This is a genomic window from Nocardia sp. Tas62D01 (assembly GCF_055232035.1).
On record NZ_JBUYUZ010000001.1, the window covers coordinates 8460262 to 8483860 of the forward strand.

The 23599-nt window shown below is 65.9% G+C and carries 25 protein-coding genes and 1 pseudogene; 11 read left to right on the forward strand and 15 right to left on the reverse strand.

Annotated features, from left to right (window positions below; genetic code table 11):
• Positions 1 to 374: 374 nt before the first annotated feature.
• The gene (locus ACV7NQ_RS40965; RefSeq protein WP_463364407.1) at positions 375 to 854 is read right to left on the reverse strand and encodes a hypothetical protein; all 480 of its coding nucleotides are present in this window, start codon (positions 852 to 854) and stop codon (positions 375 to 377) included.
• A gap of 445 nt (positions 855 to 1299) precedes the next feature.
• Complete coding sequence (locus ACV7NQ_RS40970) at positions 1300 to 2193, reverse strand: LysR family transcriptional regulator (protein ID WP_463364408.1); 894 nt, start codon at positions 2191 to 2193, stop codon at positions 1300 to 1302.
• Between the two features lie 100 nt (positions 2194 to 2293).
• On the opposite strand from ACV7NQ_RS40970, the gene ACV7NQ_RS40975 reads away from it, so the two are divergent.
• A complete protein-coding gene (locus ACV7NQ_RS40975) occupies positions 2294 to 3382 on the forward strand; it encodes an alcohol dehydrogenase catalytic domain-containing protein (protein WP_463364409.1) in 1089 nt (362 codons plus the stop codon).
• Between the two features lie 105 nt (positions 3383 to 3487).
• Here the strand turns inward: ACV7NQ_RS40975 and ACV7NQ_RS40980 are convergent, their stop codons facing one another.
• Together ACV7NQ_RS40980 and ACV7NQ_RS40985 are read right to left on the reverse strand one after the other, a co-directional pair.
• Complete coding sequence (locus ACV7NQ_RS40980) at positions 3488 to 3886, reverse strand: hypothetical protein (RefSeq protein WP_463364410.1); 399 nt, start codon at positions 3884 to 3886, stop codon at positions 3488 to 3490.
• Complete coding sequence (locus tag ACV7NQ_RS40985) at positions 3883 to 4605, reverse strand: transposase (protein WP_463364411.1); 723 nt, start codon at positions 4603 to 4605, stop codon at positions 3883 to 3885. The genes ACV7NQ_RS40980 and ACV7NQ_RS40985 overlap by 4 nt, the downstream gene beginning before the upstream one ends.
• A gap of 233 nt (positions 4606 to 4838) precedes the next feature.
• Between ACV7NQ_RS40985 and ACV7NQ_RS40990 the strand changes: the two genes are divergently transcribed.
• Positions 4839 to 5246 carry a peptidase inhibitor family I36 protein gene (locus tag ACV7NQ_RS40990; RefSeq protein ID WP_463364412.1) on the forward strand — a complete coding sequence of 136 codons (408 nt, stop codon included), beginning with the start codon at positions 4839 to 4841 and terminating at the stop codon, positions 5244 to 5246.
• Between the two features lie 168 nt (positions 5247 to 5414).
• Here the strand turns inward: ACV7NQ_RS40990 and ACV7NQ_RS40995 are convergent, their stop codons facing one another.
• The 3 genes and pseudogenes from ACV7NQ_RS40995 to ACV7NQ_RS41005 all read right to left on the reverse strand — a co-directional run bounded on the left by ACV7NQ_RS40995 (position 5415) and on the right by ACV7NQ_RS41005 (position 7507).
• The gene (locus tag ACV7NQ_RS40995; RefSeq protein WP_463364413.1) at positions 5415 to 5612 is read right to left on the reverse strand and encodes a hypothetical protein; all 198 of its coding nucleotides are present in this window, start codon (positions 5610 to 5612) and stop codon (positions 5415 to 5417) included.
• A gap of 531 nt (positions 5613 to 6143) precedes the next feature.
• Positions 6144 to 7121: pseudogene (locus tag ACV7NQ_RS41000) on the reverse strand (Tn3 family transposase).
• A complete protein-coding gene (locus ACV7NQ_RS41005) occupies positions 7034 to 7507 on the reverse strand; it encodes a DUF4158 domain-containing protein (RefSeq protein ID WP_463364414.1) in 474 nt (157 codons plus the stop codon). The pseudogene ACV7NQ_RS41000 and the gene ACV7NQ_RS41005 overlap by 88 nt, the downstream one beginning before the upstream one ends.
• A 176-nt stretch (positions 7508 to 7683) precedes the next feature.
• Here ACV7NQ_RS41005 and ACV7NQ_RS41010 point away from each other — a divergent pair, with 176 nt between their 5' ends.
• Positions 7684 to 8232: a TetR/AcrR family transcriptional regulator gene (locus tag ACV7NQ_RS41010; RefSeq protein WP_463364415.1), complete on the forward strand. Its 549-nt coding sequence runs from the start codon at positions 7684 to 7686 to the stop codon at positions 8230 to 8232.
• A gap of 49 nt (positions 8233 to 8281) precedes the next feature.
• Here the strand turns inward: ACV7NQ_RS41010 and ACV7NQ_RS41015 are convergent, their stop codons facing one another.
• Complete coding sequence (locus ACV7NQ_RS41015; protein ID WP_463364416.1) at positions 8282 to 10141, reverse strand: Na+/H+ antiporter; 1860 nt, start codon at positions 10139 to 10141, stop codon at positions 8282 to 8284.
• A gap of 137 nt (positions 10142 to 10278) precedes the next feature.
• Between ACV7NQ_RS41015 and ACV7NQ_RS41020 the strand changes: the two genes are divergently transcribed.
• The gene (locus tag ACV7NQ_RS41020) at positions 10279 to 11199 is read left to right on the forward strand and encodes an alpha/beta fold hydrolase (RefSeq protein WP_463364417.1); all 921 of its coding nucleotides are present in this window, start codon (positions 10279 to 10281) and stop codon (positions 11197 to 11199) included.
• A 95-nt stretch (positions 11200 to 11294) separates the two neighbouring features.
• Here the strand turns inward: ACV7NQ_RS41020 and ACV7NQ_RS41025 are convergent, their stop codons facing one another.
• The 4 genes from ACV7NQ_RS41025 to ACV7NQ_RS41040 all read right to left on the reverse strand — a co-directional run bounded on the left by ACV7NQ_RS41025 (position 11295) and on the right by ACV7NQ_RS41040 (position 15835).
• Complete coding sequence (locus ACV7NQ_RS41025) at positions 11295 to 12992, reverse strand: GMC oxidoreductase (protein ID WP_463364418.1); 1698 nt, start codon at positions 12990 to 12992, stop codon at positions 11295 to 11297.
• Positions 12993 to 13001: 9 nt separating this feature from the next.
• Positions 13002 to 14468 carry a flavin-containing monooxygenase gene (locus ACV7NQ_RS41030; protein WP_463364419.1) on the reverse strand — a complete coding sequence of 489 codons (1467 nt, stop codon included), beginning with the start codon at positions 14466 to 14468 and terminating at the stop codon, positions 13002 to 13004.
• Between the two features lie 163 nt (positions 14469 to 14631).
• A complete protein-coding gene (yczE, locus tag ACV7NQ_RS41035) occupies positions 14632 to 15258 on the reverse strand; it encodes a membrane protein YczE (protein WP_463364420.1) in 627 nt (208 codons plus the stop codon).
• Positions 15259 to 15637: 379 nt separating this feature from the next.
• Positions 15638 to 15835, reverse strand: a complete 198-nt coding sequence (locus ACV7NQ_RS41040) for a hypothetical protein (RefSeq protein ID WP_463364421.1) — start codon at positions 15833 to 15835, stop codon at positions 15638 to 15640.
• A gap of 140 nt (positions 15836 to 15975) precedes the next feature.
• On the opposite strand from ACV7NQ_RS41040, the gene ACV7NQ_RS41045 reads away from it, so the two are divergent.
• Both ACV7NQ_RS41045 and ACV7NQ_RS41050 read left to right on the forward strand, forming a co-directional pair.
• Positions 15976 to 16185: a hypothetical protein gene (locus tag ACV7NQ_RS41045; RefSeq protein ID WP_463364422.1), complete on the forward strand. Its 210-nt coding sequence runs from the start codon at positions 15976 to 15978 to the stop codon at positions 16183 to 16185.
• A 295-nt stretch (positions 16186 to 16480) separates the two neighbouring features.
• Positions 16481 to 17628 (forward strand): IS3 family transposase gene (locus ACV7NQ_RS41050; protein ID WP_463358517.1). Its coding sequence is split into 2 segments (ribosomal slippage): positions 16481 to 16751 and positions 16751 to 17628, totalling 1149 coding nucleotides; the frame shifts between segments, so codons are not numbered across the junction.
• A gap of 65 nt (positions 17629 to 17693) precedes the next feature.
• Here ACV7NQ_RS41050 and ACV7NQ_RS41055 read toward each other — a convergent pair.
• The gene (locus ACV7NQ_RS41055; protein ID WP_463364423.1) at positions 17694 to 18524 is read right to left on the reverse strand and encodes a MerR family transcriptional regulator; all 831 of its coding nucleotides are present in this window, start codon (positions 18522 to 18524) and stop codon (positions 17694 to 17696) included.
• Positions 18525 to 18656: 132 nt separating this feature from the next.
• Here ACV7NQ_RS41055 and ACV7NQ_RS41060 point away from each other — a divergent pair, with 132 nt between their 5' ends.
• The gene (locus tag ACV7NQ_RS41060; protein WP_463364424.1) at positions 18657 to 19001 is read left to right on the forward strand and encodes a nuclear transport factor 2 family protein; all 345 of its coding nucleotides are present in this window, start codon (positions 18657 to 18659) and stop codon (positions 18999 to 19001) included.
• 177 nt (positions 19002 to 19178) lie between these two features.
• On the opposite strand, the gene ACV7NQ_RS41065 is transcribed toward ACV7NQ_RS41060, so the two are convergent.
• The gene (locus tag ACV7NQ_RS41065) at positions 19179 to 19760 is read right to left on the reverse strand and encodes a transposase (RefSeq protein ID WP_463357812.1); all 582 of its coding nucleotides are present in this window, start codon (positions 19758 to 19760) and stop codon (positions 19179 to 19181) included.
• A 15-nt stretch (positions 19761 to 19775) separates the two neighbouring features.
• On the opposite strand from ACV7NQ_RS41065, the gene ACV7NQ_RS41070 reads away from it, so the two are divergent.
• Positions 19776 to 19961, forward strand: coding sequence for a hypothetical protein (locus ACV7NQ_RS41070; protein ID WP_463364425.1), 186 nt, complete (start codon positions 19776 to 19778; stop codon positions 19959 to 19961).
• Here ACV7NQ_RS41070 and ACV7NQ_RS41075 read toward each other — a convergent pair.
• A complete protein-coding gene (locus ACV7NQ_RS41075) occupies positions 19924 to 20754 on the reverse strand; it encodes a transposase (RefSeq protein ID WP_463357814.1) in 831 nt (276 codons plus the stop codon). The two genes, ACV7NQ_RS41070 and ACV7NQ_RS41075, sit on opposite strands and share 38 nt — an antisense overlap.
• A gap of 282 nt (positions 20755 to 21036) precedes the next feature.
• Here ACV7NQ_RS41075 and ACV7NQ_RS41080 point away from each other — a divergent pair, with 282 nt between their 5' ends.
• The 3 genes from ACV7NQ_RS41080 (at position 21037) to ACV7NQ_RS41090 (ending at position 23233) form a co-directional block, all read left to right on the forward strand.
• Positions 21037 to 21444, forward strand: a complete 408-nt coding sequence (locus tag ACV7NQ_RS41080) for a PPOX class F420-dependent oxidoreductase (RefSeq protein ID WP_463364426.1) — start codon at positions 21037 to 21039, stop codon at positions 21442 to 21444.
• A gap of 16 nt (positions 21445 to 21460) precedes the next feature.
• Complete coding sequence (locus tag ACV7NQ_RS41085) at positions 21461 to 22369, forward strand: LLM class F420-dependent oxidoreductase (protein WP_463364427.1); 909 nt, start codon at positions 21461 to 21463, stop codon at positions 22367 to 22369.
• Between the two features lie 138 nt (positions 22370 to 22507).
• Positions 22508 to 23233 carry an SDR family NAD(P)-dependent oxidoreductase gene (locus ACV7NQ_RS41090; RefSeq protein WP_463364428.1) on the forward strand — a complete coding sequence of 242 codons (726 nt, stop codon included), beginning with the start codon at positions 22508 to 22510 and terminating at the stop codon, positions 23231 to 23233.
• Positions 23234 to 23599: the final 366 nt, after the last annotated feature.

Consider the following 23599-nt stretch of genomic DNA (forward strand, 5'->3'; position numbering starts at 1 on the left):
AGTTCGGCCCGTCCCGCGCGTTCGCAGTTCCCTGCACGCGACAGCGAATCACCAGCTCACCTGTGCACGCGACTTCGGAAACTGACACCTGCGGAGCGATCTTCAGAAAACGAACATTTCTTGAAGACCCGGCAGGTGCTCAGGCGGCTCGGAGGATGGTGCGGATTGTCCAGTCTCACGAGATCTTGCCTCCGTCTCACCGGACGTTCTCCGATTCGCAGGTGAGGGACAAGGCCAAGTGAGACAGCCCAGGCCAGCGCGCTGCCGCCCGGCGTCCGGCAGCCCTGGAAACGCACCTGGCCGACAACGTCGAGTGAGACGGCGGGACTTCGGCGTCTTACTCGACTCTGTCTCTCCGCAGGTCAGGCGGCTGGCTAACGGCAAGGTCGAATGAGAAGGGACACGGATGTCTCCGCGACCGGCGGGGCGAAGGCTCTCAGGAGGTGCGGGTTGAGCGAGGGTGAGAACGAGAGCATCAGTTCGCCGCGGTCCTCTCCGTCTTCGCATAGGGCGTGGTCCTCGATGAGCAGGACGGTGTCCGGTCCGAGGTCGGCCATGGGGTTGTAGGTGATCGCGCGTTGTCCCGGCTGGGCCTGTTCCTGTTCCAGCGCCATGCGGACGACGGTCGCGCACGGGCCGTCGAAGAGTTCGTGAAGGCGGGCGTCGCTCTGCGGGCCCACGGCGACACGGAGTTCCGCCGACTCGACCGCGAGGGCAAGGTGGACGGTCCTGTCCTCTCGTACAAGGGGATGCCCCATGGCGATCACGGTGTGCCAGCCGCCGAGCGGGGCCACCTTCTGCCGGCCGTCGGCGTCCGCCGCCGCGTTGGTGTAGTCGAGCGTGGCCGCCTTCACCTCCGCCTCGGCGTTCTCCTCCGGCGTCTGGCAGGCCGGGCAGAGGGCCGACTGGGACGCCTTTGTCGAACTCGGTGTTCCAGCGGGAGGCGTCGTCGGCGTCCTTCCAGCAGGCGCGGGTGCAGCGAGAGCAGTGGCCCAGCGGCCGGACTCGTGTGCGGGACATGGGGTCTGACCGGGTGGTTTGAGAGCTTTTGGTGGGAGATCGAACACGAAACCCCGACCAGTGCCACGTTGTCCACCGGCAACGAGTCCGCTTGCCTCGGCGGAAGGCTGGCTGCCGGCGGCCGTTATGCGCGGCCGCGGGGCGCGAGGAGTTCGTGCAGGGCCGTGACGACGGCGAAGCCGATCGCCAGTACCGCGAAGAACAGGCCGACGGTGACCGCGGTGCCCACCCGTGAGGGGGAAAGGGGTACACGCGATCGTGCGCGGCCTTGGCGGCGGTTCAGGCGGTCGAAGTGATCGCTCGGGTGACGGCCGTGATCGCCGGGGCGGGGTGGCCGGGGAGGCGTGCCACGAGCACCCGGCGGATCTCGGGGGGCGCGCCGTCGACGCGCAGCAGGCTCACCCCGGGCGGCAGCACCGGTGAGAGCCGGGACGGCACCGTCGTCACGCCGAAGCCGCCGGCGACCAGCTGGAGCTTCGTCAGCCAGTCACGCGCGGAGTGGATGACGCGAGGCCGTCCGGGCAGGCCGGGCCAGACGCCGAGCAGCGGCTCAGAGCTCGATGACGGGGTGGCGATCCACGCGGCGTCGACCAGCTCGTCGACGTGCACCGTGGCGCGTCCGGCGAACTCTCCGGTCGAGGGCACCGCCACGACCAGTTCGGTATCCGCGACGGTCTCGACGTGCAGGCGCGGCGAGTCGCCGTCGAAGGGCCGGTGGGGTGGGCGGGACGTCAGCACGGCGAGGTCGAGCGAGCCCGCGCGCAGCGCCCGGATCAGGGTGGGCGTGGTGCCCTCGCTGGTGGTGACCGTGATCTGCGGGTCGGCCGCCGCGAGGTGTGCGAGTGCGGCGGGCAGGATCGCCGCGCCCGCGCTCGGGACTACCCCGAGCCGCACCAGTTCGGTCCGCGGGACGGTGCCAGCGAGCTCACGCTCGGCCGCTGCGAGCGAGGCCAGGACTGTGTGGGCGTGCCGCAGCAGGGTCAAGCCGGAAGGAGTGAGCCGTACCCCGTCTGGGCGGCGTTCGAACAGGGTGGTGTCGGCGCTGCGTTCGAGGGCGGCGGCCTGGCGTGAGACGGCCGACTGCGTGTAGCCGAGTCGGGCAGCTGCCGCGGTGAAGCTGCCGGACTCAGCGATCTGCCGCAGGACCCGCAGTCCCGCGCTGGAGATGTCCATGCGGCATACGCATACCACAAATGCTAGATCATCGCTTCCCGCATGCTCGCCCAGCTCCTAGTGTCGATCCCACGAGCACGACGAAAACGGAGGTCATCACGTGCGAGCAGCAGTTCTGACGCAGTTCGGCGCCCCGCTCACGGTGCGGGAGGTGCCCGACCCCGAGGCCGGGGGCGGTGAGGTGGTGGTCGGGGTCCTTGCCGCCAGCGTGGCGCCCTACGCGGCCGAAGTCTTCGGCGGCAAGCGGAACTACCCCCTTGTCCCTCCTGTCGTGCCCGGTGTCGGCGGCGTGGGGCGGATCATCCACGTCGGCCCGGACGCCACCCGGCTGCGCATCGGCGACCTGGTGTGGTGCGACTCGACGGTGCGCTCGCGGGACGACGCCCTGACGCCCGACATCACGCTCCAGGGCTGGAGCTCGCGCGGCGAGGGCGGCGCGCGGCTCGCCCGGTACCTGCACGACGGTTCGTTCGCCGAGCTCATGCGGGTCCCGACGGAGAACGTCTTCCCGCTGCCCACCGTGGCAGGGGACGATCCGGCCCGCTGGGCCGCACTCACCGTGCACGCCATCTCCTACGGCGGGCTGCTGGCAGGCGGGCTCGCAGCCGGCGAGACGCTGCTCGTCAGCGGGGCCACCGGCAACCTCGGCAGCAGCGCGGTCGCGGTTGCGCTCGCGATGGGAGCGGGCCGCGTGGTCGCCCCGGGCCGCAACCAGGCCGCGCTCGACCTCCTCGCCGACCGGTTCGGTCCGCGGCTGCGCCCGATCCCGCTGACCGGAGACGAGGCCACCGACCGCGCGGCGATGTCCGCGGCGGCCGACGGCCCGATCGACATGGTGATCGACTTGCTCCCGCCGAGCGCACCCAGCTCGGCGTCGCGCGCGGCGGCCATGACCGTGCGCGAGTACGGCCGCGTCGTCCTCATGGGCGGCGTCGGCATGCTCGGTGGCGACGACCTCGCACTTCCGTACCCATGGATCATGCGCAACTCGATCACCGTGCGCGGGCAGTGGATGTACCCGCGCACAGCCAATGTCGGCATCATCCGGCTCCTCGCCTCGGGCACTCTGGATCTCGCCCCCGAACGAGTCCGGTCGTTCGGCCTCGATGCTGTCAACGACGCCATCGCGTACGCCGCCGCGCACGGTGGCCCGTTCGACCGCACCAGCCTCACCCCATCGGCTGGCTGACAAGGCCCACTGATCCCCACCACCCGCACGACCGCCATTCTTACGAGCACAGGCGGCCATACGGCTGCTGTTTGACGTGAACGAAGCCAATCGGGGCTCGGCCGGTTACTGCTTCCTGGCGAAGCTGCCAGTGTCGACCTCGGTGAGGATGCCGAGTTTGACCAGGCGTTTCAACTTGGCGCGGGTGCCTTCAATGTTCTTCGGCAGCAGGTTGTGGTCGAGGGCTTCGCAGATGTCCTTGGCCCGCAGCGGTCCGGTCGCCTCGTTGAAGACGGCGAGGATGCGAGGGTAGTCAGGGTGCTCGGGCAGGTCCGGGGGGACGGCCGGAAGTCGGTCGGCAAGGCCCGTGACGGTCTTCCGGGTGATCGCGAGGTGCTCGAGGTGCGACTCGGCCTCCCGCAGCCGGGTCTGCAGTTCGCCGATCTGTGTGCGGAGGTCGTTGGCCTGGGCCCGGGCGGCGTCCTCGTGGAGGTCCAGCGTGTCGAGCAGGGGCTGGATGTTCATGCGGTCACCGCCTGCGGTTCGCGCCGGTGAGGCGGCGGATCATGACGTGGGACATCGACCAATAGGCGCGGGAGGCGGACGACGAAGGGCGGTGCTCGTAGTCGCGGACCAGACGCCGGTGCAGTATCAAGATCCCGTAGGTCTGCTCGACCCTCCACCGCTTCGGCTGCGGCACGAACCCCTTGTCCTGAGGGTTGCCGTTCTACGATCTGCCGTTCTACGATCTCGACGTCGATGCCCAGGTTGGCGCCGTGCAGGACCACCTGGTTCTTGAAGCCCTGGTCAACCAGCGCCTTGCGGACGGTGCCGCCGGCGTGTTCGGCGACCTGGTCAAGCAGGATGATGCCCGCGGTGTTGTCGTGCGTGTTCGCGGCGAGGACGACGACCGCGATGACCAGGCCGAGGACGTCCAGGGCCAGTCCGCGTTTGCGGCTCGGCACCCGCTTGACCGGATCCCGGCCGGTCGTGGCGGCGGGGACCCCGGCTGCCACGTGGACACTCTGGGTGTCCAGCACCACCAACGTCGGGTCCTCTAATCGGCAGGCCCGCTCACGGACCTGGCAGCGCAAAAGTTCATGGATGATCTGGTCGGTCCCGTCGTAGGCGCCCTGATGGCCACTGACCGAACGGTGCCGGGCCTTCCACGCGGTGATCACCGGCTCGATCAACGACCACTGCTCGTCCGATAAGTCACTCGGATGCGGCTTGCGTTCACTCACCCCACCACCCCAACAGACCGCAGGCCGCGGACCAGCGATTTCCGCCCACACCCACACCATCAGGCGACCACAGAACCACCTAAAGAGTCACGAACCGCCCTCTGAGGAACACCTGTGTCAGATCGTGCGCCAAGCCTTCGTCGGTCCTGATCAGCGGCCGACGGACCGGGGGCCCACAGGGTCAATCTGAAGCCGCGTGTCCTGCGGTTTCGGGGGTCGTTCACCAGGGCGTGATGAAGATTGCTCTCGCTCTGATCATGACGCTGGCCGCCGCCGCACCGGTGGCCAGCTCGGCATCCGCCGCCGACTCCCCGGTCCGAGAGATCACCGGGCAGGGCCTTTCGGCCTGTCCGGAGCGGTCTCTGTGCCTCTATCAGGACACCGACTTCAACTCCAAGAAGGAGGCCAAGATCTGGATCGTCACCGGCGACGTCGAGCGGCTGAGCGCCTACGACGCCAACGACCGCACGTCCTCGTACTACTTCCACGCCCCCAGGGGCTGGCAGGCCAGGATGTACGAGGACGCGGCTTACAGGGGGAGGCCCATCATCGTCATGGAGAACCCGTTCCTCCCGACCTACCAGAGTGAGATGCCCGAAGGGTGGAACGACACCGTCAGCTCCGTCGAGGTCATCAAGTAGACGGGGCCCTGACACTCGCTTCCCGCCTCCGCAGAGTGGGCCGCGGGTGCGAGGAATCGGGAAGGGGCTGCTCCACCCGCAGACGGGGCAGGCCCTACGTAACGTACAGGCGCACGATCTGACGCCGATGTTCCTCAACCCCCGACATGGCGGGGGCTCCAGGGTGTGTCAGTTGGCCGGCACGAGGGCGGTGTCGTACTGCCCGATGGCCCAGGGCAGGACCACGCAGGACAGCAGGAACCACGGGCTGTACCGGTACAGGTCCCACTCGTCGACGGGGAATCGAAAGCCCTTGTCGATGGCGTACTCCGGGAACCGCTCGTCGAAGCGGGCCACCGCTTCCCGGAGGCCGGTCTCGGTGCTCACGTCCGCATCGGCGAAGAACACGTCCTGGGCGTCGCCCGGGCAGGCCGGGGTGTTCGGCGGCGTTCTCGTCCATCGTCTGCACGACGTAGGCGGTGGCGCGCGAGGGGTCGTACGTCTTGGCGCTGTCACGGCCGCCGGGTACCAGCTTCTCCGCCCAGTACGACGGGTCCATCCGGGCGACGTCGTCGGGCTCGCGGAAGAAGTCGAACATGTCCTCGACACGGGTGAAGGACCAGCAGCCCAGGTTGCCCCGCAGGACGAGCATGTGGGGCCAGGTGACGACCTCGCACCAGCCCCAGGACGCTCGGGGGAAGTTGAAGGTCAAATTCCGGTAGACCCCGTCGTCTTTGACGACGGTCATGGTCGCGCCTTCGGCGTCGGCGGCGAACCGCTCCTTGGCCTCGCTCAGGTGCTGCATCAGCTCGTCGTACGAGTCGGTCACGCGAATTCCGGTGCCCCTCTTCTGCCGTCCGCCGGTCGGCGGTGGTCTTCCCGTGTACAACGACCCGCCCCGGACGGCGGATGCGCTGGTCAGTCTTCGTCCTCGTCGTCCTCGACAGCGTCCGGGTCCCGCAGGGGTCGCAGGCCCTGGCCGGGGCCGCTGGCCATGTTGAACAGGTAGTGGCCCAGGAAGTTGATGTGCCGGTCCTTGAGCGGGGACAGGCGGGCGACATCCTCGTCCTTGATGTCGTGCCCCTCGGCGCGGAGCTGGGCGACAGCCGCGTCCAAATAGCGGGTGTTCCACAGCACGACGGCATTGAGCACGAGACCCAGACCGGCCAGCTGGTCCTCCTGGCCCTCGCGGTACGCCTAGCGGATCTGGCCCCGGCCGCCGTGGCAGATCGCGCGGGCGAGACGGTGGCGGGACTCCTGCACGGTCAGCTGCCGGTTCATCAGCCGCCGGTAGGTGTCGTCCACCGGGTCGACCAGGGCGAGCAGGTGCATGGTCTTGTCGATGCGGCCGTACTCGGCGAACGCGGCGCCCAGTGGGGTGGGGCGGCCCTCGCGGCCGAACATCCGTAGTAGGTCGTAGGGCCCGGACCTGGTTGGTGATGAGCGACCCTGCCGCGCGGAGCATGTCCGGCCAGTGCGTCTCGATGCGCTTGAGGTTGCCTTGTTACAGGCCACGGCCTGAAGCGGCCCGTACCCGGCGGCCGGCCCTTCTCCGTCGGGCAGGTCGGCCCGCCAGAACCGCTGGTCGGCGAGGTCGCGGAAGCGCGGGGCGAAGCGGAAGCCGAGCATCTTGTACAGGCCGAAGGCCATGTCCGAGTACGAGGCGTTGTCGGTCGCGACCATCTCCGGCTTCACCCCGCCATCGAGGTTCAGCAGGGTGTCCAGCGTGTACAGGCTGTCGCGCGGGGTGCCGCGCACCACCATCGCGCCGATCCCTGCCACCTGGTCGTTTACTGCATTAAGCCAGGTCACACCGCGTTTGTAGCCGTAGTACTTGGGCGAGGGGCCGGTGTCCACGCCCGCCCGTACAGGAAGCCGCGGAACTCCCGACCCCACTCCCGATCGGTGAAGTCCCGGTACTTGAACCGTTTCTGGATCTCCGCCGCGTGCTCGTACACCGTCGACCGGCGCTCCGGGTACCGCTTCACGCACGAGGCGTCGGCGATGCCGAGCTGCCCGGCCAGGTACTCCACGGCCTCCCACGGCACCGCGAGCGGGTCCTCACCCAGGAACCGGCCGATGTAGCGGACCGTGCAGATCTGCAAGGCCATGCCCAGGCGATGTGCGTCCGTACGACGCAGGGCGATCAGGTCGCGGTCGTCATCGTCGAGGAAGAAGAACCGCTCCAGTTCCGGGCGCGTGGGCACCTCGGTGAACGTCCCGTACGCCTCGGCCTGCTCATCAGTTAAAAGCTCCACCGGCATGCGGCGGACGGTAGCCATGCCCCGACAGCGATCGAGGATCTTCCTCCGAACCCCCGCATCAGACCGATCACATGTGCTAGACGACCATGATCGTTCTCACCGGGATTTCCTGTACCTCAACTACTCACACCCGAATACAGTGCAGTACTGTTCGGTCCTCCCACCCTTGCCCGAACGAACAGAACGGCGCGCCGATGTCACGAGTGGTCATCAAGGAGCAGTACTTCGACACCGCTCTGGAGGTGCTCGCCGAACTAGGCTTCAAGGGCCTCAACATCGGTGTGCTGTGCCGCCGCCTCGGCGTCACCAGCGGTTCGTTCTACCACCACTTCGGCAGCTGGCAGGGCTTCGTCGACGCGCTACTCGAGCACTGGGAGAACCGTCAGGTGCTCATCCTGCGCACCCTGAACTTCAACCAGGGCAACCCCGACGACGACATTCGCGCCATGTCCGACCTCGCCTCCGGCCTGAACCACGCCGCGGAGGCCGCCATCCGCGCCTGGGCCGCCAACGACGAATCGGTGAATCTCGCGCTCAAGCGGGTCGACGAGTCCCGCCGCCGCACCGTGCACAAGGCGATCAAAGGCGTTGTCGGCAACGACGACACCGCCGCGGTGGTGACCTCCCTGGGCATGGCGATGTTGATCGGTTATCAGCAGATCGCGGCGAGTGGTGAGGACGTGTCGCTGGACAAGCTGCTCGCCGCATACGCTCGGCTCATCTATTCGCACGCCCGCCGCTGACCGGTCCTCGCCCGGCACCGGTCGGTGCTGTCGAGCGAACGCGCCGCGCTCAGCCCAGCAGTTCGTCCACGTAGCACCACCGCCACGCCTCGCCCGGCTCGACGCTGCGCATCACCGGATGCTCGGTGCCCTGGTAATGCCTGGTCGCGTGATTGCCGACCGACGATTCACAACACGCGACGTGCCCGCAGGTCAGGCACATGCGCAAGTGCACCCAGATGAGGCCCTCGGCCAGGCATTCCTTACATTCGTCGGGCTCGGTCGGTTCGAGCACCAGCGGCGCGTCCTGTAGGTGTACGCAGTTGTCATCGGCCGCGGGTATCGCCAGCGTTTCGATGTTCTCTTCGTCGGTGTCGTCGTAGCGGTCGATCATCGACTCTTCGAGGTCCAGCCGCGCCAGCACGTGCTGCAGGATCTCGTAGTCGAGCCCACCCGAATCCCGTACCCGCAGTACCGTTTCCCGCTCCGCGCGCAGCATCTCCAGACGCAGTCGCCGGTACTCCGCGGTCGGCGTGGCCAGTTCGGATTCGGCGCGGCCGAGCCGTTCCCAGGCCGCGTTGGTCTGCCAGGTGACCCGATCCCGCAACGAGTCGACCACCGAGGGCGGCGTGTCCGGCGTGATCAGCTTGTCCAATTCGGCCAGGCCCGCCGTCGTCGCCTGCTGCAACAGGTTCGCCTTCTGTAGCGCGTCCTCGGCGCGACTGGGCCCGCGCAGACGCATCCACCGCACCAGCCACGGCAGCGTGGTGCCCTGCAACAGCAGCGTGCCCGCTACGACGACGACGGCCAGCAGTTTCAGCACCGGCAACTGTGGCGTGTCCTCGGGCAGCAACAGCACCGCCGCGAGGGTGACCACACCGCGCATGCCCGCCCACGACACCACCGCCGGATGACTCACCGGCACGTCCGATCCCGGCAGACCGAACCGGCGGAACAGCGCCGACCACGGGAAGATCCACAACGGCCGCGCCAGCATCACCGCGGCCAACACCGCGACTGCCGCAATGAGCAGTGTGCCGTGGTCCAGGCCGCTGCCCCAGGCGCCCTCGATGATCGCACGCATCTGCAGCCCGACGATCAGGAACACCGAGCACTCCAGGATGAACTGGATGGTCCGCCAATTGGTGCGCTCGGCGATGCGTGAGGCCGCGCTCTGCCAGACCGGTGCGCCGTGCCCGAGGATCATGCCGCAGGTGACCACCGCGATCACGCCCGAGGAGCGGATACCTTCGGCGGGCAGGTAGGCGACGAACGGCGCAAGGAACGACAGCGAGGTGTCGAGCACCGGATCGGTGATCCGGCGGCGCAGCATCGCCAGCAGGTAGGCCACCACGATCCCCACCACGGCGCCGCCACCTGCGGCGAGCACGAAATCACCGCCCGCCTTCCACACCGACACCGTCCCGGCCGATGCCGCGATGGCGGTGCGCACCGCCACCAGTGCGGTCGCGTCGTTGAACATCGACTCGTCTTCGAGGACGGCGACGACGCGCCGCGGCATCCCGATCCGGCGCGCCACCGCCGTCGCGGCGACCGCGTCCGGTGGCGCCACCACCGCGCCCAGGGCCACCGCGACGGCGAAGGGCACCGGCAGCAGCCACCACACCACCGCGGCGACGACGAACGTACTGAACAGGACCAGACCCACCGACAGCGAGGCGATGGTGCGGGCGTTGGCCCGGAAATCCACCAGCGAGGTCCGAATCGCCGCGGTGTACAGCAGCGGCGGCAGGAAACCGAGCAGGATGATCTCTGGATTCGGATGTACCTGCGGCACGAACGGCACATAGGATGCCGCGACGCCCGCCAAGGTCAACACCAGCGGTTCGGAGATTCCGAACCGGCGCGCCAAGGCTGCCAGCGACACCGCCGAGGCAACGAGAACAACTAGGCCGATCGCGACGTGCACTGTGGCATTGTCTCAGAGCAAACGACCGGCGCGAACCGACCGTGCAGTACGTGACACGAACTCTGTCGCTGGTTCGACGAAATCGCTGTGCCGCTACGGTTCGCGCGCAATGCTTGTCGACACACGAGGAGGTAAGCATGGAGGAGTTTGGCCTCTGGCGGGCGAGCGGGCGACGGCACACCCATCGCGGCCACCAGATCTTCTGGCACGACAGCGCAAGTCCCGACGGCGCTGCGCCGACGGAAATCCCCGAATCCGGCGACGTACTGCTGTGCATTCACGGATTCCCGACCGCGTCCTGGGACTGGCACGCGGTGTGGCCGGGACTGTGCGAGCGGTTCGCCCGGGTGGTAGCACCGGACATGATCGGCTTCGGCTGGTCGGCGAAACCCCGCAATTACGACTACCGGATCGCCGATCAGGCCGATATCCACGAGGACCTGCTAGGCGTACAGGGCATCGGGCGCGTCCACATCCTCGCCCACGATTACGGCGACACCGTCGCCCAGGAGTTGCTGGCCCGCGACACCCAGCGCCGCACCGACGGCGACGACTCGCTGGTGATCGAATCGGTATGCCTGCTCAATGGCGGACTGTTCCCGGAAACGCACCGGCCGCGGCTGATCCAGCGACTGCTCGCGAGCCCACTGGGACCCGCGGTCGGGGTACTCGGCGGCGAGAGCGCGTTTGCCCGCAGCCTCGCGTCCGTGTTCGGGCCCGACACCAAGCCCACCGAAGAGGAGATGCACCAATTCTGGATCCTGTGGTGCAGTAAGCGCGGGAAACGCAACGGCCACAAGCTCATTCGCTATATGAGCGAACGCCGGGCGAACCGAGCACGTTGGGTCGGGGCGCTACAGCAGACTTCGGTGCCGCTGCGACTGATCGACGGCCTGCTGGACCCGGTGTCCGGCGCGCACATGGTGGCCCGCTACCGCGAACTGATCAGCGAACCCGATGTCGTCGAACTGCCGAACGTGGGCCACTACCCACAGCTCGAGGCCCCCGAGGAGACCCTCGCCGCCATTCTCGATTTCCACCGCACACGGGTGAAATAGGGCCGCCACCCGCCGTTATGGGCACTCCCATAGCATGGCGGGATGGCAGCGACACGCCGACGAGATCACCGGGCGCCCGGCGACGCACGGCTGACCTAGATCGGTGTGATGGACAGTCGCAGCGCGCCGGGCGCCGCGGCAGGCACGACGGGACTCTTCGGCGCGATCGCGTCGACCCGACGGTAGGCCGCACCCAACGGCGGGCGCTGATCTTTTTCACCCTTGTTGGGCCACAACGACATTGCCCGCTCCGCCTGCGCGGTGATCGTCAGCGATGGATTCACTCCGAGGTTCGCCGAAATCGTCGAACCGTCCACGATATGCAGGCCCTCGTAGCCGTACAGCCGCTGATAGGGGTCGACGACGCCGGTCTCGGGGGAGTCCCCGATCGCGCAACCGCCGATGAAGTGACCGGTGATCGGGATGTTCACCATCTCGGTCCAAGTGCCCTGCGGGATGCCGTCGATCTTCTCCGCGACCCGGCGGGTGACCTCGTTGCCTTCCGGAATCCACGCCGGGGGAGCTTGGCCGGTCCCGGGTTTGGTGGTCATCCGCTTACCGAGCAAGCCGCGCTTGTTGTAGGTGATGATCGAGTTGTCCAGGTTCTGCATCACCAGTAGACCGATCATCCGCTCCGACCAATGCCGCGGATTATGCATCGTGACCAGATCCCGCCGCTGCCGCAGCAACTCCCGCAGACCGAGCACCCAGCGCCGCTTACCGTCCTGGCCGTCGACCAGCACCGTGGTCAACAACCCCATGAAGTTGCTGTTCTTGCCGTAGCGCACCGGCTCGATATGGGTGCAGTCGTTGGGATGGATCGACGAGGTGATCGCGACACCCTTGGTGAAATCGGAATCCTTATTGCGCGACCGCGCCGCCAGGACGGCCTCCGAATTCGTGCGCGCCAAATGCCCCAGCCGCGCCGACACATTCGGAAGCACCCCTCGATCCTTCAGCTTATGCAGCAACTGTTGGGTACCGAGCGCCGCCGCGGAGAACACCACCTGATCGGCAGTGAACGTCTGCTTCGCCTTGCGCACCCACCGCCCGGTCCGCACCGTATCGACGGCGTACCCGCCGCCTGCCACGGGCCGCACCGTCACGGCCGTCGTCAATGGATGCACCGCGGCCCCGGCCTGCTCCGCCAGATACAGGTAGTTCTTCACCAGGGTGTTCTTCGCACCGTGCCGACACCCCGTCATGCACTCACCGCAATGCGTGCACGCGCGCCGCTGCGGCCCCACCCCACCGAAGAACGGATCAGCAACTGGGGCACCCGGCCGAGTGTCCTTGTCGGCGAACAACACTCCCACCGGAGTACGCCGATAGGTGTCGGCGATGCCCATGTCCTCGGCGACCTCCTGCATCACCCGATCCGAGGGCGTGGTCGCCGGATTGGTCGTCACCCCGAGCATCCGCTTCGCCTGGTCGTAATGCGGCGCCAACTCCGAGCGCCAATCGGTGATATGCGACCACTGCTTGTCGCGGTAGAAGGTGTCCGGCGCCTCGTACAGCGTGTTCGCATACACCAGCGACCCACCGCCGACACCCGACCCACTCATGATGAAGGTGTCGTTCAACAGCGTCAGCCGCTGAATACCGAAGCAACCCAACTTCGGCGCCCACAGGTATTCCTTCAGATGCCATGAGTTCTTCGCGAACTCGTCGTCGGCGAAACGGCGGCCCGTCTCCAGCACACCCACCCGGTAACCCTTCTCGGTCAGCCGCAGCGCGGTCACGCTGCCACCGAATCCGGAACCGATCACCAGCACGTCGTAATGCGTAGTCATGTGTGCGCCCTACTTTCCGGTCCGAGTCAGGTCGTAGTCACGAGCATCGAAATGGGTCCGCTTGTCGTACTCGCTCATTCGCCCCGGCCAGTTCGCCGACACCCGACCGCTCGCCTCCCGATACCAACTGGTGCACTTCGTCCACACCGTATGCTCGAGCCGACCCTGGATCTCACCGTCGTAGCGCTGTTCGACCTCCGGCTTCACCGTGAGATAACCGCCCGCCTCCCGCAGATGCTCGACCGCCTGACGGAGATAACGCGCCTGCCGCTCGTGCATGTAAATGATCGAGCCCGCACCGAGATTCGTATTCGGCCCGTACATGATGAACATGTTCGGGAAATGCGGCACCGTCAAACCCTGGTACGCGCGCGCACCGTCAGCCCACACCTCTCGCAACTCCTTTCCGCCGATCCCGCGAATCGCCATCGGCGCCAAGAACTCCGTCGCCGCGAAACCCGTGCAGTAGACGATGACATCGACCTCGTGCCGCACACCGCCTCCTGTCACCACACCCGTCGGCGTGATCTCGGCGATCTGCGTGGTCTCGACGTACACATTCGGCTGCGTCACCGCCGGATAGTAATTGCTCGCCATCAACCCGCGCTTACAACCCGCCTGATAGTCCGGCGTCATCTTCGCCAGCAACTCCGGATCCTCGAGTTGCGCCGCACGATGCCGATTCGCCCAGCCGGCGATCAGATCGGCGATCCGCCCATTGCCCTCCAACCCGGAGGTCACCAACTCGTAGAACCCGTACCAACCCAGGCGCTCTGCGCGCTGGATCACCGGGATCTTGTTCAGCACCGGCAACCTGTCCAGCTTCGGTGGCAGGTAATAGCTTTCGATCTTCGGAATGATCCACGGCGCCGACCGCTGGAACACCGTCAGCTGCCCAACCTTCGGCTGGATCGCCGGGATGATCTGGATCGCGCTCGCGCCGGTACCGATGATCGCGACCCGTTTGCCGGTCAGATCCACACCGTGATCCCACCGCGCCGAATGGAACGAATCACCAGCGAACGAGTCCATGCCCGCGATATTCGGCAACACCGGACGCGACAACTGCCCGACAGCGGGCACGAAAACATCCGCCTCCAGCACCTCGCCCGCCGCGGTCGCCACCTGCCACACCCCACGATCGGCATCGAAATCCGCGGCGACGACCTCCACACCGAACCGCATGTGCTCACCCAACCCATGCTGCTCGGCGACATCGCGCATGTAGGCGAGAATGTCGGGCTGCTCCGCGAACCGCTTCGGCCAGTGTGCGTTCGGCGCGAACGAGAACGAATACAGATCCGACGGCGCATCACACGCCGCACCGGGATAGGTGTTGTCTCGCCAGACGCCACCGAGCCCGCCGGCCTTGTCGACGATCGTGAAGTCGTCATACCCGCGGCGCTTCAGCTCCAGCGCGGCGGCGAGTCCACCGAACCCGGCACCGACGATGAGCACAGATTGTGTGCTAGTCATGCAGACAACTGTATGAACCAGCAGACACCTGATGAGAGAGCCGAGCGGCCACGAAATCGAGATTTTCGGCCATCCGTGCCTCGTTTCGGGCATCCCGGTGGCGGGGCTACCCGCCGAGAGTTGCGAGCACGCTACCAAGACCAATTCGCGTGTTCGCGCGCGCTCATGGCGTCACCGCGACGGGCTCCCCCTTCGGCTCGACATGGAAGCCCGGCAGATACCGGTTCACCGCAGGGATCAGCAACTGGATCAGCGGACCGATCCCGAACGCGTACACCACAGTCCCCACACCGACGCTGCCACCAAGTAGCCAGCCGACCGCCAGCACAGTCACCTCGATCGTCGTACGTACCAACCGCACAGACGAACCAGTCCGGCGAACCAGTCCAGTCATCAGTCCATCGCGCGGACCCGGTCCCATACCCGCGCCGATATAGAGCACCGTCGCCACCGCGTTCAACACCACCGCCGCACCCATCGCACCGATTCGCACCGGGATCGCCTCAGACTGCGGCAGCAGCCACAACCCGACATCGACCGACACCCCGATCACCACCACATTGCTGACCGTCCCCACACCCAGCCGCTGCCGCAACGGAATCCACAGCAACAGCACTACCGCACCAGTCACCGCGGTCACGGCACCGAAACTGATCGGCATATGCTGCGCCACCCCCTGATGAAACACATCCCACGGATCCAACCCGAGCGCAGCCCGTACCATGACGGCCATCGAGAATCCATACAACCAAAGCCCGACATAGAGCGAGGCCAAGCGACGAAGCAGCATCCGCCTAGCATGACCGAGAACTGGCCCCCGAATACAGATCCACTCACTTAGTACTGGACTTATTTGCACGCCCAGAAAATCCAGTCCGGTTGCCCGTGGCCCCACGCACTCATGCCTGGGACTTGAACATCGTCGGCTACGAGCCGCAGCGTCAGGTCGAAACACTCGAGCGCCTGGCGACCAGCCTCGGGCTACCGACCCGATAAATCGAGGAACTGCTTTCGAACCAACGCCAGCAGGATCGAGCTGGGCTGCCGTGCATTCAATATCCATCTGCACGGCAGCCAGGCAGGAACAATTGCCGCTCCTACAATTCGTCACAGTGACGTTTTGAGGTGGATAGGCGGGCAACGGGGGGAGAGGCTCTCCAAGCCCGAATCTAGGCCCAACCCGATACTTCTCGGCCAAAACCCGAAATCGCCGGAAATTTTCCACCAATAGAAACGACACCAAGGGGATCGGCAAAACGATCCGAACACGCGGCAACACCAACACCAGGGATCTGCCACCAGGCGCCCTGGAAGCCAAGCGGCCGAAACGAAACACCGCGCACAACAACAAGATCCAACAAGATCACCCCGCTACGAACATCTTCCTTCTTACGCCGATAATCGACATTATGTTAAGTAGAGAAGATGTCGATACCACCTGGCCTTGAGGAATAATTCAACTCGATGCTCGCGCGGCGAGGTGCTCGGCTTCTGCGTCCAGTTCCGAATGGACCAGGTCGAGACGGCCGGTGAAGTGACGATGCAGCGTGGCCGAGCCGACTTCGGCCGCGGCGGCGCGAGATCGACGTCCCCCACCATCGCAGCTATCAACAGCCCCGGTCCTCGCCTCGAACTCCCCCTCCTGTGCGACGTCACGCTCTGCACCGACGACGTCGTATTCGGCGACGGTAATTTCCGCGATCCGGTGCGTGCTTGATGGCCTGGCCGCCGTGTTGGACGGACGGCCCGCCGGTGAACGTGTCCCGCTCAGCGAGGTCCGCACCCGCCCGCACCGCCAAGTGTCCCGTCCCCGCCTAACCGAAGTCCTAGCCGATCTTCAGTTGCTCGACGACGACTCGGGCTCGGCAATCAGATCCTGGATCGGCTGCGCGACAAGACGGTCTCTGCAGCGTTGATGGAGCGTGGGCAAGTGGCCCGTCCCCAATGAATGAGACCGCTCGGTATTAGAGTCCTGTTGGCCCTGGTAGGGGCCAGAAGGGACGATTGGGATCATGGCTGGAGGACGGAAGCGGCATTCCGCGGAGGAGATCGTGCGGAAGCTGCGCCGTGCCGATGAGCTGGCCGCGGCCGGTAAGTCGGGCGAGGAGATCGCCGCAGAGCTGGAAGTGTCGGCGGCGACGTTGTACAACTGGCGCCGCTCTTACGGCGGTATGGATACCGATGCGGCGAAGGAGCTCAAGGAGCTGCGGGAGCAGAATTCCCGGCTCAAGCGGCTGCTGGCCGAGGCGGAGCTGGAAAAGGACGCCCTGCGGGAGATCAGCCGGGGAAAATTCTGAGCCCAGCGTCCAAGCGCCGTGCCGTCGACATGCTCACAGCAGTGAAGGGCGTGTCGGAACGGTTCGCGTGCAAGGTCGTTGGGCTTGCTCGTTCGACGTATCGGCGGCTGCCCCTCGCGCAGACCCCGGATGATCCGGACGCCGGTTTGCGGGCCTGGCTGCGCTCGTATGCTACGAAGAACCCGTGTCACGGGTTCCGGCGGGCGTGGGCGCGGTTGCGGTTCGACGAGGGCAGCTCGGTGAACAAGAAGAAGGTGCATCGGCTCTGGCGGGAGGAAGGGCTGCAGGTGCGTGAGCACCAGCCGCGTAAACGGGCCGGCGTTTCGTCGATGCCGCCGGTCGATGCGGATGCACCGAAGGTGGTGTGGGCGTTGGATTTTCAGTTCGATTCCACCATCGACGGCAGAGCGGTGAAGATCGCGTCGATGGTCGATGAACACACCCGTGAATCACTATTGCATCTGGTTGAACGCTCGATCACCGCCGAGCGGCTCGTCACCGAGCTCGAGAAGGTCTTCACCACTCATGGTGGGTCGCCGACGGTGTTGCGGATGGACAACGGGCCGGAAATGATTTCCCATGCGCTGCAACAGTTTTGCGCAAACCGGGTCGGGATCATCTACATCCCACCGGGCACGCCGTGGAATAACGGATTCGTCGAATCGTTCAACCGTCGGCTGCGCAAAGAATGCCTCGACCGGAACCACTGGACAAGCCTGCTCGAAGCCCGCGTCGTCATCGGCGACTACAAGGTAGACCACAACCGACGACATCGACATTCGGCGCTGGGCTATCTGACCCCGGCCGAGTACGCTGCCCGCTGCAGCCACAGCCACCACCCGGTGGCCTGCGGCATCAACTGAATACGGATCGAAAACAACCTGGCTCTAAAACCGGGTGGTTCCGTCATCGGGGACCGGTCACAAGCTCAGGCGGTGGTTGTGTGAAAGACTGGCCACCCAATTTCGGTGCGCCAGGCCGTTTCGTCGCGGGTGTCTTGGGGGCCGACGAGGAAGTACTCGTGAATGGGCTCATCGACGGGGATCGCGTGTTGGGCGACGTGGGTGGCCAGGGCGCCGTAGGCCAGGTCGAAGTCGTGATACGAGCCGGCGTGCACCACGGTGACCAGTTCGGCGGCAGGCACCACCAGTTCGGTGAGGCGTCCGGTGCGTCGGATGTCCCCGGCGAACGGGACGAAAACGGTCGCCAGTCCTCGTTCATTGGCGATTAGCTCGTCGGCGAAGATGCCCCCGGCCGTTCCGCAGATGCGCGCGCCTTGAGCGGTAACTGTGGCATAGAGCTCGGCCAACGCTCCCTGGATCCACATCAGCGCATCACTGAGGTTGACGACCTCGCTGATCGCGACCGCCTCGGTCGCTTCGACTCTGCGGTAACCTATCCGGCCTTCGGCAGCAGGTCCGGGCTCGAGCAGTTCACGCAGCGACTCAACGGCGCGCTTGGTGTGCGCGAGTTGGGATTCCAGTCGCATGAGGTGCGCGTTGATCAGTTCGTTGCGTTGACGAATGTCGGTGGTGCTCATAACGGTGCGGATCTCGTCGAGTGGCATTTCTAGAGCCCGGAAACGGCGAATGATCTGTGCTGTCGAGATCTGGTCGGTGCTGTAGCGGCGGTAGCCGGTAACGCGATCGACGTCGACGGGCTCGAGGAGCCCGATCTGGTGGTAGTGGCGCAGCATCTTCACGCTCAACTGCGTCGCACGGGAGAAGTCCCCGATAGCCAACAGCGCGGGTGAACTCATGGCTTCAGTGTGCACTCTCCCTCTGGGGGAGACTCACGCCCTGAACGAGCCTTGACTCGCCCACGATGTGAGCGCGCACGGTGGGATTACCGGCTGCAACACCGCGCCGGCCACGAATCGGGAGACAAGAGTATGAAAGAGATCGACCTGACCGGGATCGTCGCCGAACACATCGACGCGATCAACGCCGGCGACACCCATCGCGCGGTCGCCACGTTCGCAGAGGATGCCTACGTCAACGACAACCACCGCGAATTCGTCGGAATCGACGCCATCCGCCGCTGGGTGGCCAAGGAGATGGTCGGCGACAAGGTAACGATCGAAGTGCGCGAGGTGCTCGATCATTACGGCGATACCGTGGTGCGCGGAGCCTACGACGGTACGTTCGACAGGACCAACCTGCCCGACGAGATCGTTCTGACGAACTACTTCAGCGTGCGCGACGGCAAGATCACCAGCCTAGGTGGCTGGTGTTAAACGAGGCCTTGTGAATCAGAGCCGGTAAATCCGTGGCGTGGGCGATGCCATGGAATGGTCCCTGGATGTGTGGGGACGGTGTCGGGATCATCTGGTCGCTCGGCGGATTGGTGGTTTCATGGGGGCGGGCGGCTGATGGGTCTTGACAGCTGCGGATATAGCTCTTGGCGGGGCCTGTCAGGCGGTCGCGGTTGTCCAGGTTCGGTCGGGGCCGCCGGCGATGCCGAGGACCGTGAGCCTGGCGAGGTTGATCGCGGCGGCGAGCAGGGAGAAATCGGCTGCGACTTTGTCGCGGCCGAGGACACGGGCGCGGCGACCACCGTGCTTGCGTCGCATCAGATGCCCGATCTTGCGTTCGACTTTCGGGCGGGTCGCCCGGTACTCGGCACGCCACGCGGGATCGGCCTGGGCGGTGCGGGCACGGACGAGTTGCGCCTCATACGGGGTGATGGTCACATTGCGCCCCTTGCTGGAGCTGGTGCACTGGGTCGCCAAAGGGCAACCGGCGCATGCCTTTCCGAACGAGGCAACCCTGTTCCCGGAATCCGCGGTGGCTGGGCGGATCGCCGCGGTGATCCCGTTGGGGCAGGTGACCGTGTCATGTTCCAGGTCGACGACGAAACGATCCTTGGCGAACCGACCGTCCCTCGACGCGGGGGGCTGAACCTTCGTCATGATCTCCGCGTCAGCGTCCTCCAACTCCTCGAGCAGCTTCCCCGCTCCATAAGCAGCGTCGCCATACACCGACAACCGTTGCACGGCAACGCCATCCGTATGACACTCGTCGCCGTCGGCGCGGGGTGCCCCACCGTCGCTGTCACCGCACATCTCGTCGATCTCGTCGATCTCGTCGGCGTCGTCGACCTCTGTGTCGGCGCGGTGGGGCAGGTCCTCGGCGAGCAGGTCGGTGGCCGCGTCGACATCACCGGTGTTGCCCGGAGTGAGGCGTGGTGGCGGTGACGATCTCCGAATCCGGATCGACCGCGACGTGCCCCTTGTAGCCGTCGAAACCCCGCGCGGCGGTCTTGTGTCCATGCCGTGCCTGCGGATCCACGATCGAGATCACCCGATCCTTCGCCACCCGACGCGCGATACCGAACACCCCATCGACGTCCTCGTCGAGATCCTGACCGATCACCGTCGCCAACAACTTCGCGGCCTGGTCGATCCCCGCCGACAACTCACGCCCGTCCACCACCGCCAACAACGCCCGCGCGTCGGTGGCCAACGCGTCGACCAGCGCTTCCCGCGCCTCGGGGTCGTCGTAATCACAGACCGGTTTGCCCGCCGCCACATAGTCGTCGTCGCGACGCAACACCGACCGAAGCTCCGCCTCCAACGCCAGGTCCGCGACCCGCAACAACGACCGGATCGCCGAACGAATCAACGTGACCGTGTCCATCGTGGCCACCGCGTCATACAACGGCGTCGAGTCCAACACCCGCTTGCGGCCCACCAACCCCGCCGCCTTCGCCACCTCCAACACGGCTTCGAAGATCCGGTTCGGCCGATCCGAGGACGCCAACCTGGCCCGCATATCCACCAACACCGTGTGCACGAACCCCGGATAATCGAAATCCAAACCCCCCGCCGCGTACTTCCACCGCGCGTCGAACGCAAACCGGTCGGCCGCCTCCCGATCCGACAAACCCTCCAACCGCTGCAACACCATCACCACCGCCACGATCATCGGCGGCACCGACCGACGCCCCACCACGGTGAACAGATCAGCGAACATCTCATCCGGGAACAACCGGACACACTCCCGATGCAACACACCATAAATCGAGCCCGCCGCCACCCGACCCTCGCAGAAATGCACAGTCGACCGAAAAAGATCAGCCTGCCCCGGCGTCCGTCCCAACGTCACCCAGTCATTCAACTCGAGCCCCACCCAGCCGGTCAACGCCAGACGAAAAACACCAGCCACCTAGTGATCGTCTTCAACCAGCCCGCCGACTACTGACCCAGTACAGCGGGGTCGCTGTTGTATCAACTGGCATTCCCCTCAGATTTAGATAGGAGGCGAATATGGTTGCGGTTCCCACTCTACGACGATCTGCTTGAACGCCCGCTATACGGGCATTTGGCGACGACCCGGCCTGACGGTGCGGTGCAGGTGAGTCCGATGTGGTTCGACTGGGACGGCAAGCTGCTGCGGTTCGCGCACACCACCAAGCGGCAGAAATACCGCAATGTACAGAGCAACCCGCGGGTTGCCATGTCGGTCTCGGATCCCGACGATCCGTACCGCTACCTGGAAGTGCGCGGCGACGTCGAGCGCATCGAACCCGATAGGGAGGCGAGCTTCTTCCGGCGTCTAGCCAACCGCTACAACGGGCACGAGCCTCCCCCCGACGCCCCGCCCCGGGGAGAGGCTCCCTCCGACGCCGCGGACTGGGTGGTCATCGTGGTGCGCCCGACCGGATTCAGCAAGCATTAGTGCGCGAGGAGCGGCAATGACCACACCAGAGAAGGCCACAAGCGACCTCGGCAAATTCGGCGTTTTCACATTGGGCGGCGTCATCTCAGGCGGCCCCACCCCCGAGCAGGCCCAGGAAATCGAATGGCTCGGCTACGGCACGTTATGGGTCTCCGGTTCTCCACCTGCCGAATTATCGTTCGCGGAGCCACTTTTGGAGGCGACAACCTCGCTGAAGGTGGCGACTGGCGTTGTCAACATCTGGTCGGCGGACGCCAAACCTGTCGCCGAGTCGTTCCATCGCATCAATACCGCCTATCCGGGCCGATTTGTGCTCGGCATCGGGGCCGGTCATCCCGAGCACACCGAGGAATACCGCAAGCCCTACGCCGCGCTGGTCGACTACCTCGACGAGCTAGACGAAAACGGCGTACCGGCCAATCAGCGTGTGCTCGCCGCGCTCGGGCCGCGTGTGCTGAGGCTGTCGGCAGAACGCACTGCCGGGGCGCACCCGTACAACACCACACCCGAGCACACCGCACAGGCCCGCGACATCATCGGGCCGAACGCACTGCTGGCACCCGAGCACAAGGTGGTGCTGTCCACCGACGCCGACGCGGCCCGCGCGATTGCCCGCAAGGTTATGGCGGAAACGTACAACACGACCGGCGGCAGCACGAGCGCGAGCTACTTCGACCTTGCGAACTACGTGAGCAACTGGAAGCGGCTAGGTTTCACCGACGCCGACCTCACCCGGCCCGGCAGCGACAAGTTCATCGACGCCCTGGTCGCCTACGGCACCCCCGACGACATCGCTAAGCGCCTGGGCGAGCATCTGCGGGCCGGCGCCGACCACGTCGTGATCCAAGTGCTCGGCGGGCCTGACAAGCTGTTGCCGACGCTTTGCGAGCTGGCCGGTGCACTGGGGCTGACTCCGCGGCCATGACCTCTCGCGATGTTTCCCCGACAGGAGCGACACGGAATGTGCTTGCACCACATCCATTTCCGCGCAACGACGGTTATCGGAGAAACAGACGCCGTATCAGCACGTTCAGCACACAAACCGAAATTGGAGGATCGACTGATGGCACGACTGGCTGGCAAGGTCGCCGTGATCACCGGCGGCAGCAGCGGTATCGGGCTGGCGACCGCACAGAGGTTCGTCGACGAAGGCGCCCACGTCTTCATCATGGGCCGCCGCCGAGGCGAGCTGGACAAGGTCAAAGCGTTGATCGGCGACGGCCTGAGCACCCTCGCTGGCGACGTTACTAACAGCGCCGACCTGGACAAGTTATTCGCGACAGTCCTAGACACAAAGGGCGGCCTCGACATCCTGGTGGCGAATTCGGCCCGCGTGGAGGCCGAAATGCTGGGCAAAATCACTGAGGAGAACTTCGATGCCACCTTTAACCTCAACGCCCGCGCAACGCTGTTCACGGTTCAAAAGGCACTGCCGCTGATCCGCACCGGCGGCTCGGTCATTCTGATCGGCTCGGCCGCAGGCCATATTGGCGTTCCCGGTTATAGCGCCTACAGCGCCACTAAGGCCGCCCTTCGGTCCTATACCCGCACCTGGACCCGGGAGTTCAACGACCGCGGCATCCGGTTCAATACGTTGAGCCCGGGTCCGATTGACACTCCCATGTTGGATGGTCAGGCCGACAAGGGAAAATTCGCCGCGGCGGTACCACTCAATCGGTTGGGCCGCCCTGAAGAGATCGCGGCCGCCGCACTGTTTTTGGCCTCCGACGACCGCAGCTTCGTTGCCGGCATCGAACTGAGCGTCGATGGTGGCATGGCCCAGGTCTAACCACCGCGCCGAGCCCGGCATCGACCCTGACCGACTTCACGATGGTACATCGCCCATCAGCGGTTCGCACGAGCGAATGCAGCGGAATCATCTGGGGTACAGCCTCGGGACGCAGTGGCGGTGATGGTCATGGCCGGCGCCGCAGCGCTGGTCGTCGTACTGCGAGCCGGGCACATCGCCGAGCAGCAGGCCGCGACGCTGACCGTGCTGATCGCCGCCGCGGCCGGGGCACTGATGGTGTGGCATCGGCCGCGGGTACGGGCCCCAGGTCCGCCCGTTGCGGCTCGGCAGCGTCACGGTCCATATACCGGAATTGGGCCCGCCAGCGCTCGCGTTCCGCGGCCTCGAGGTCGGCCTGATGCTCGT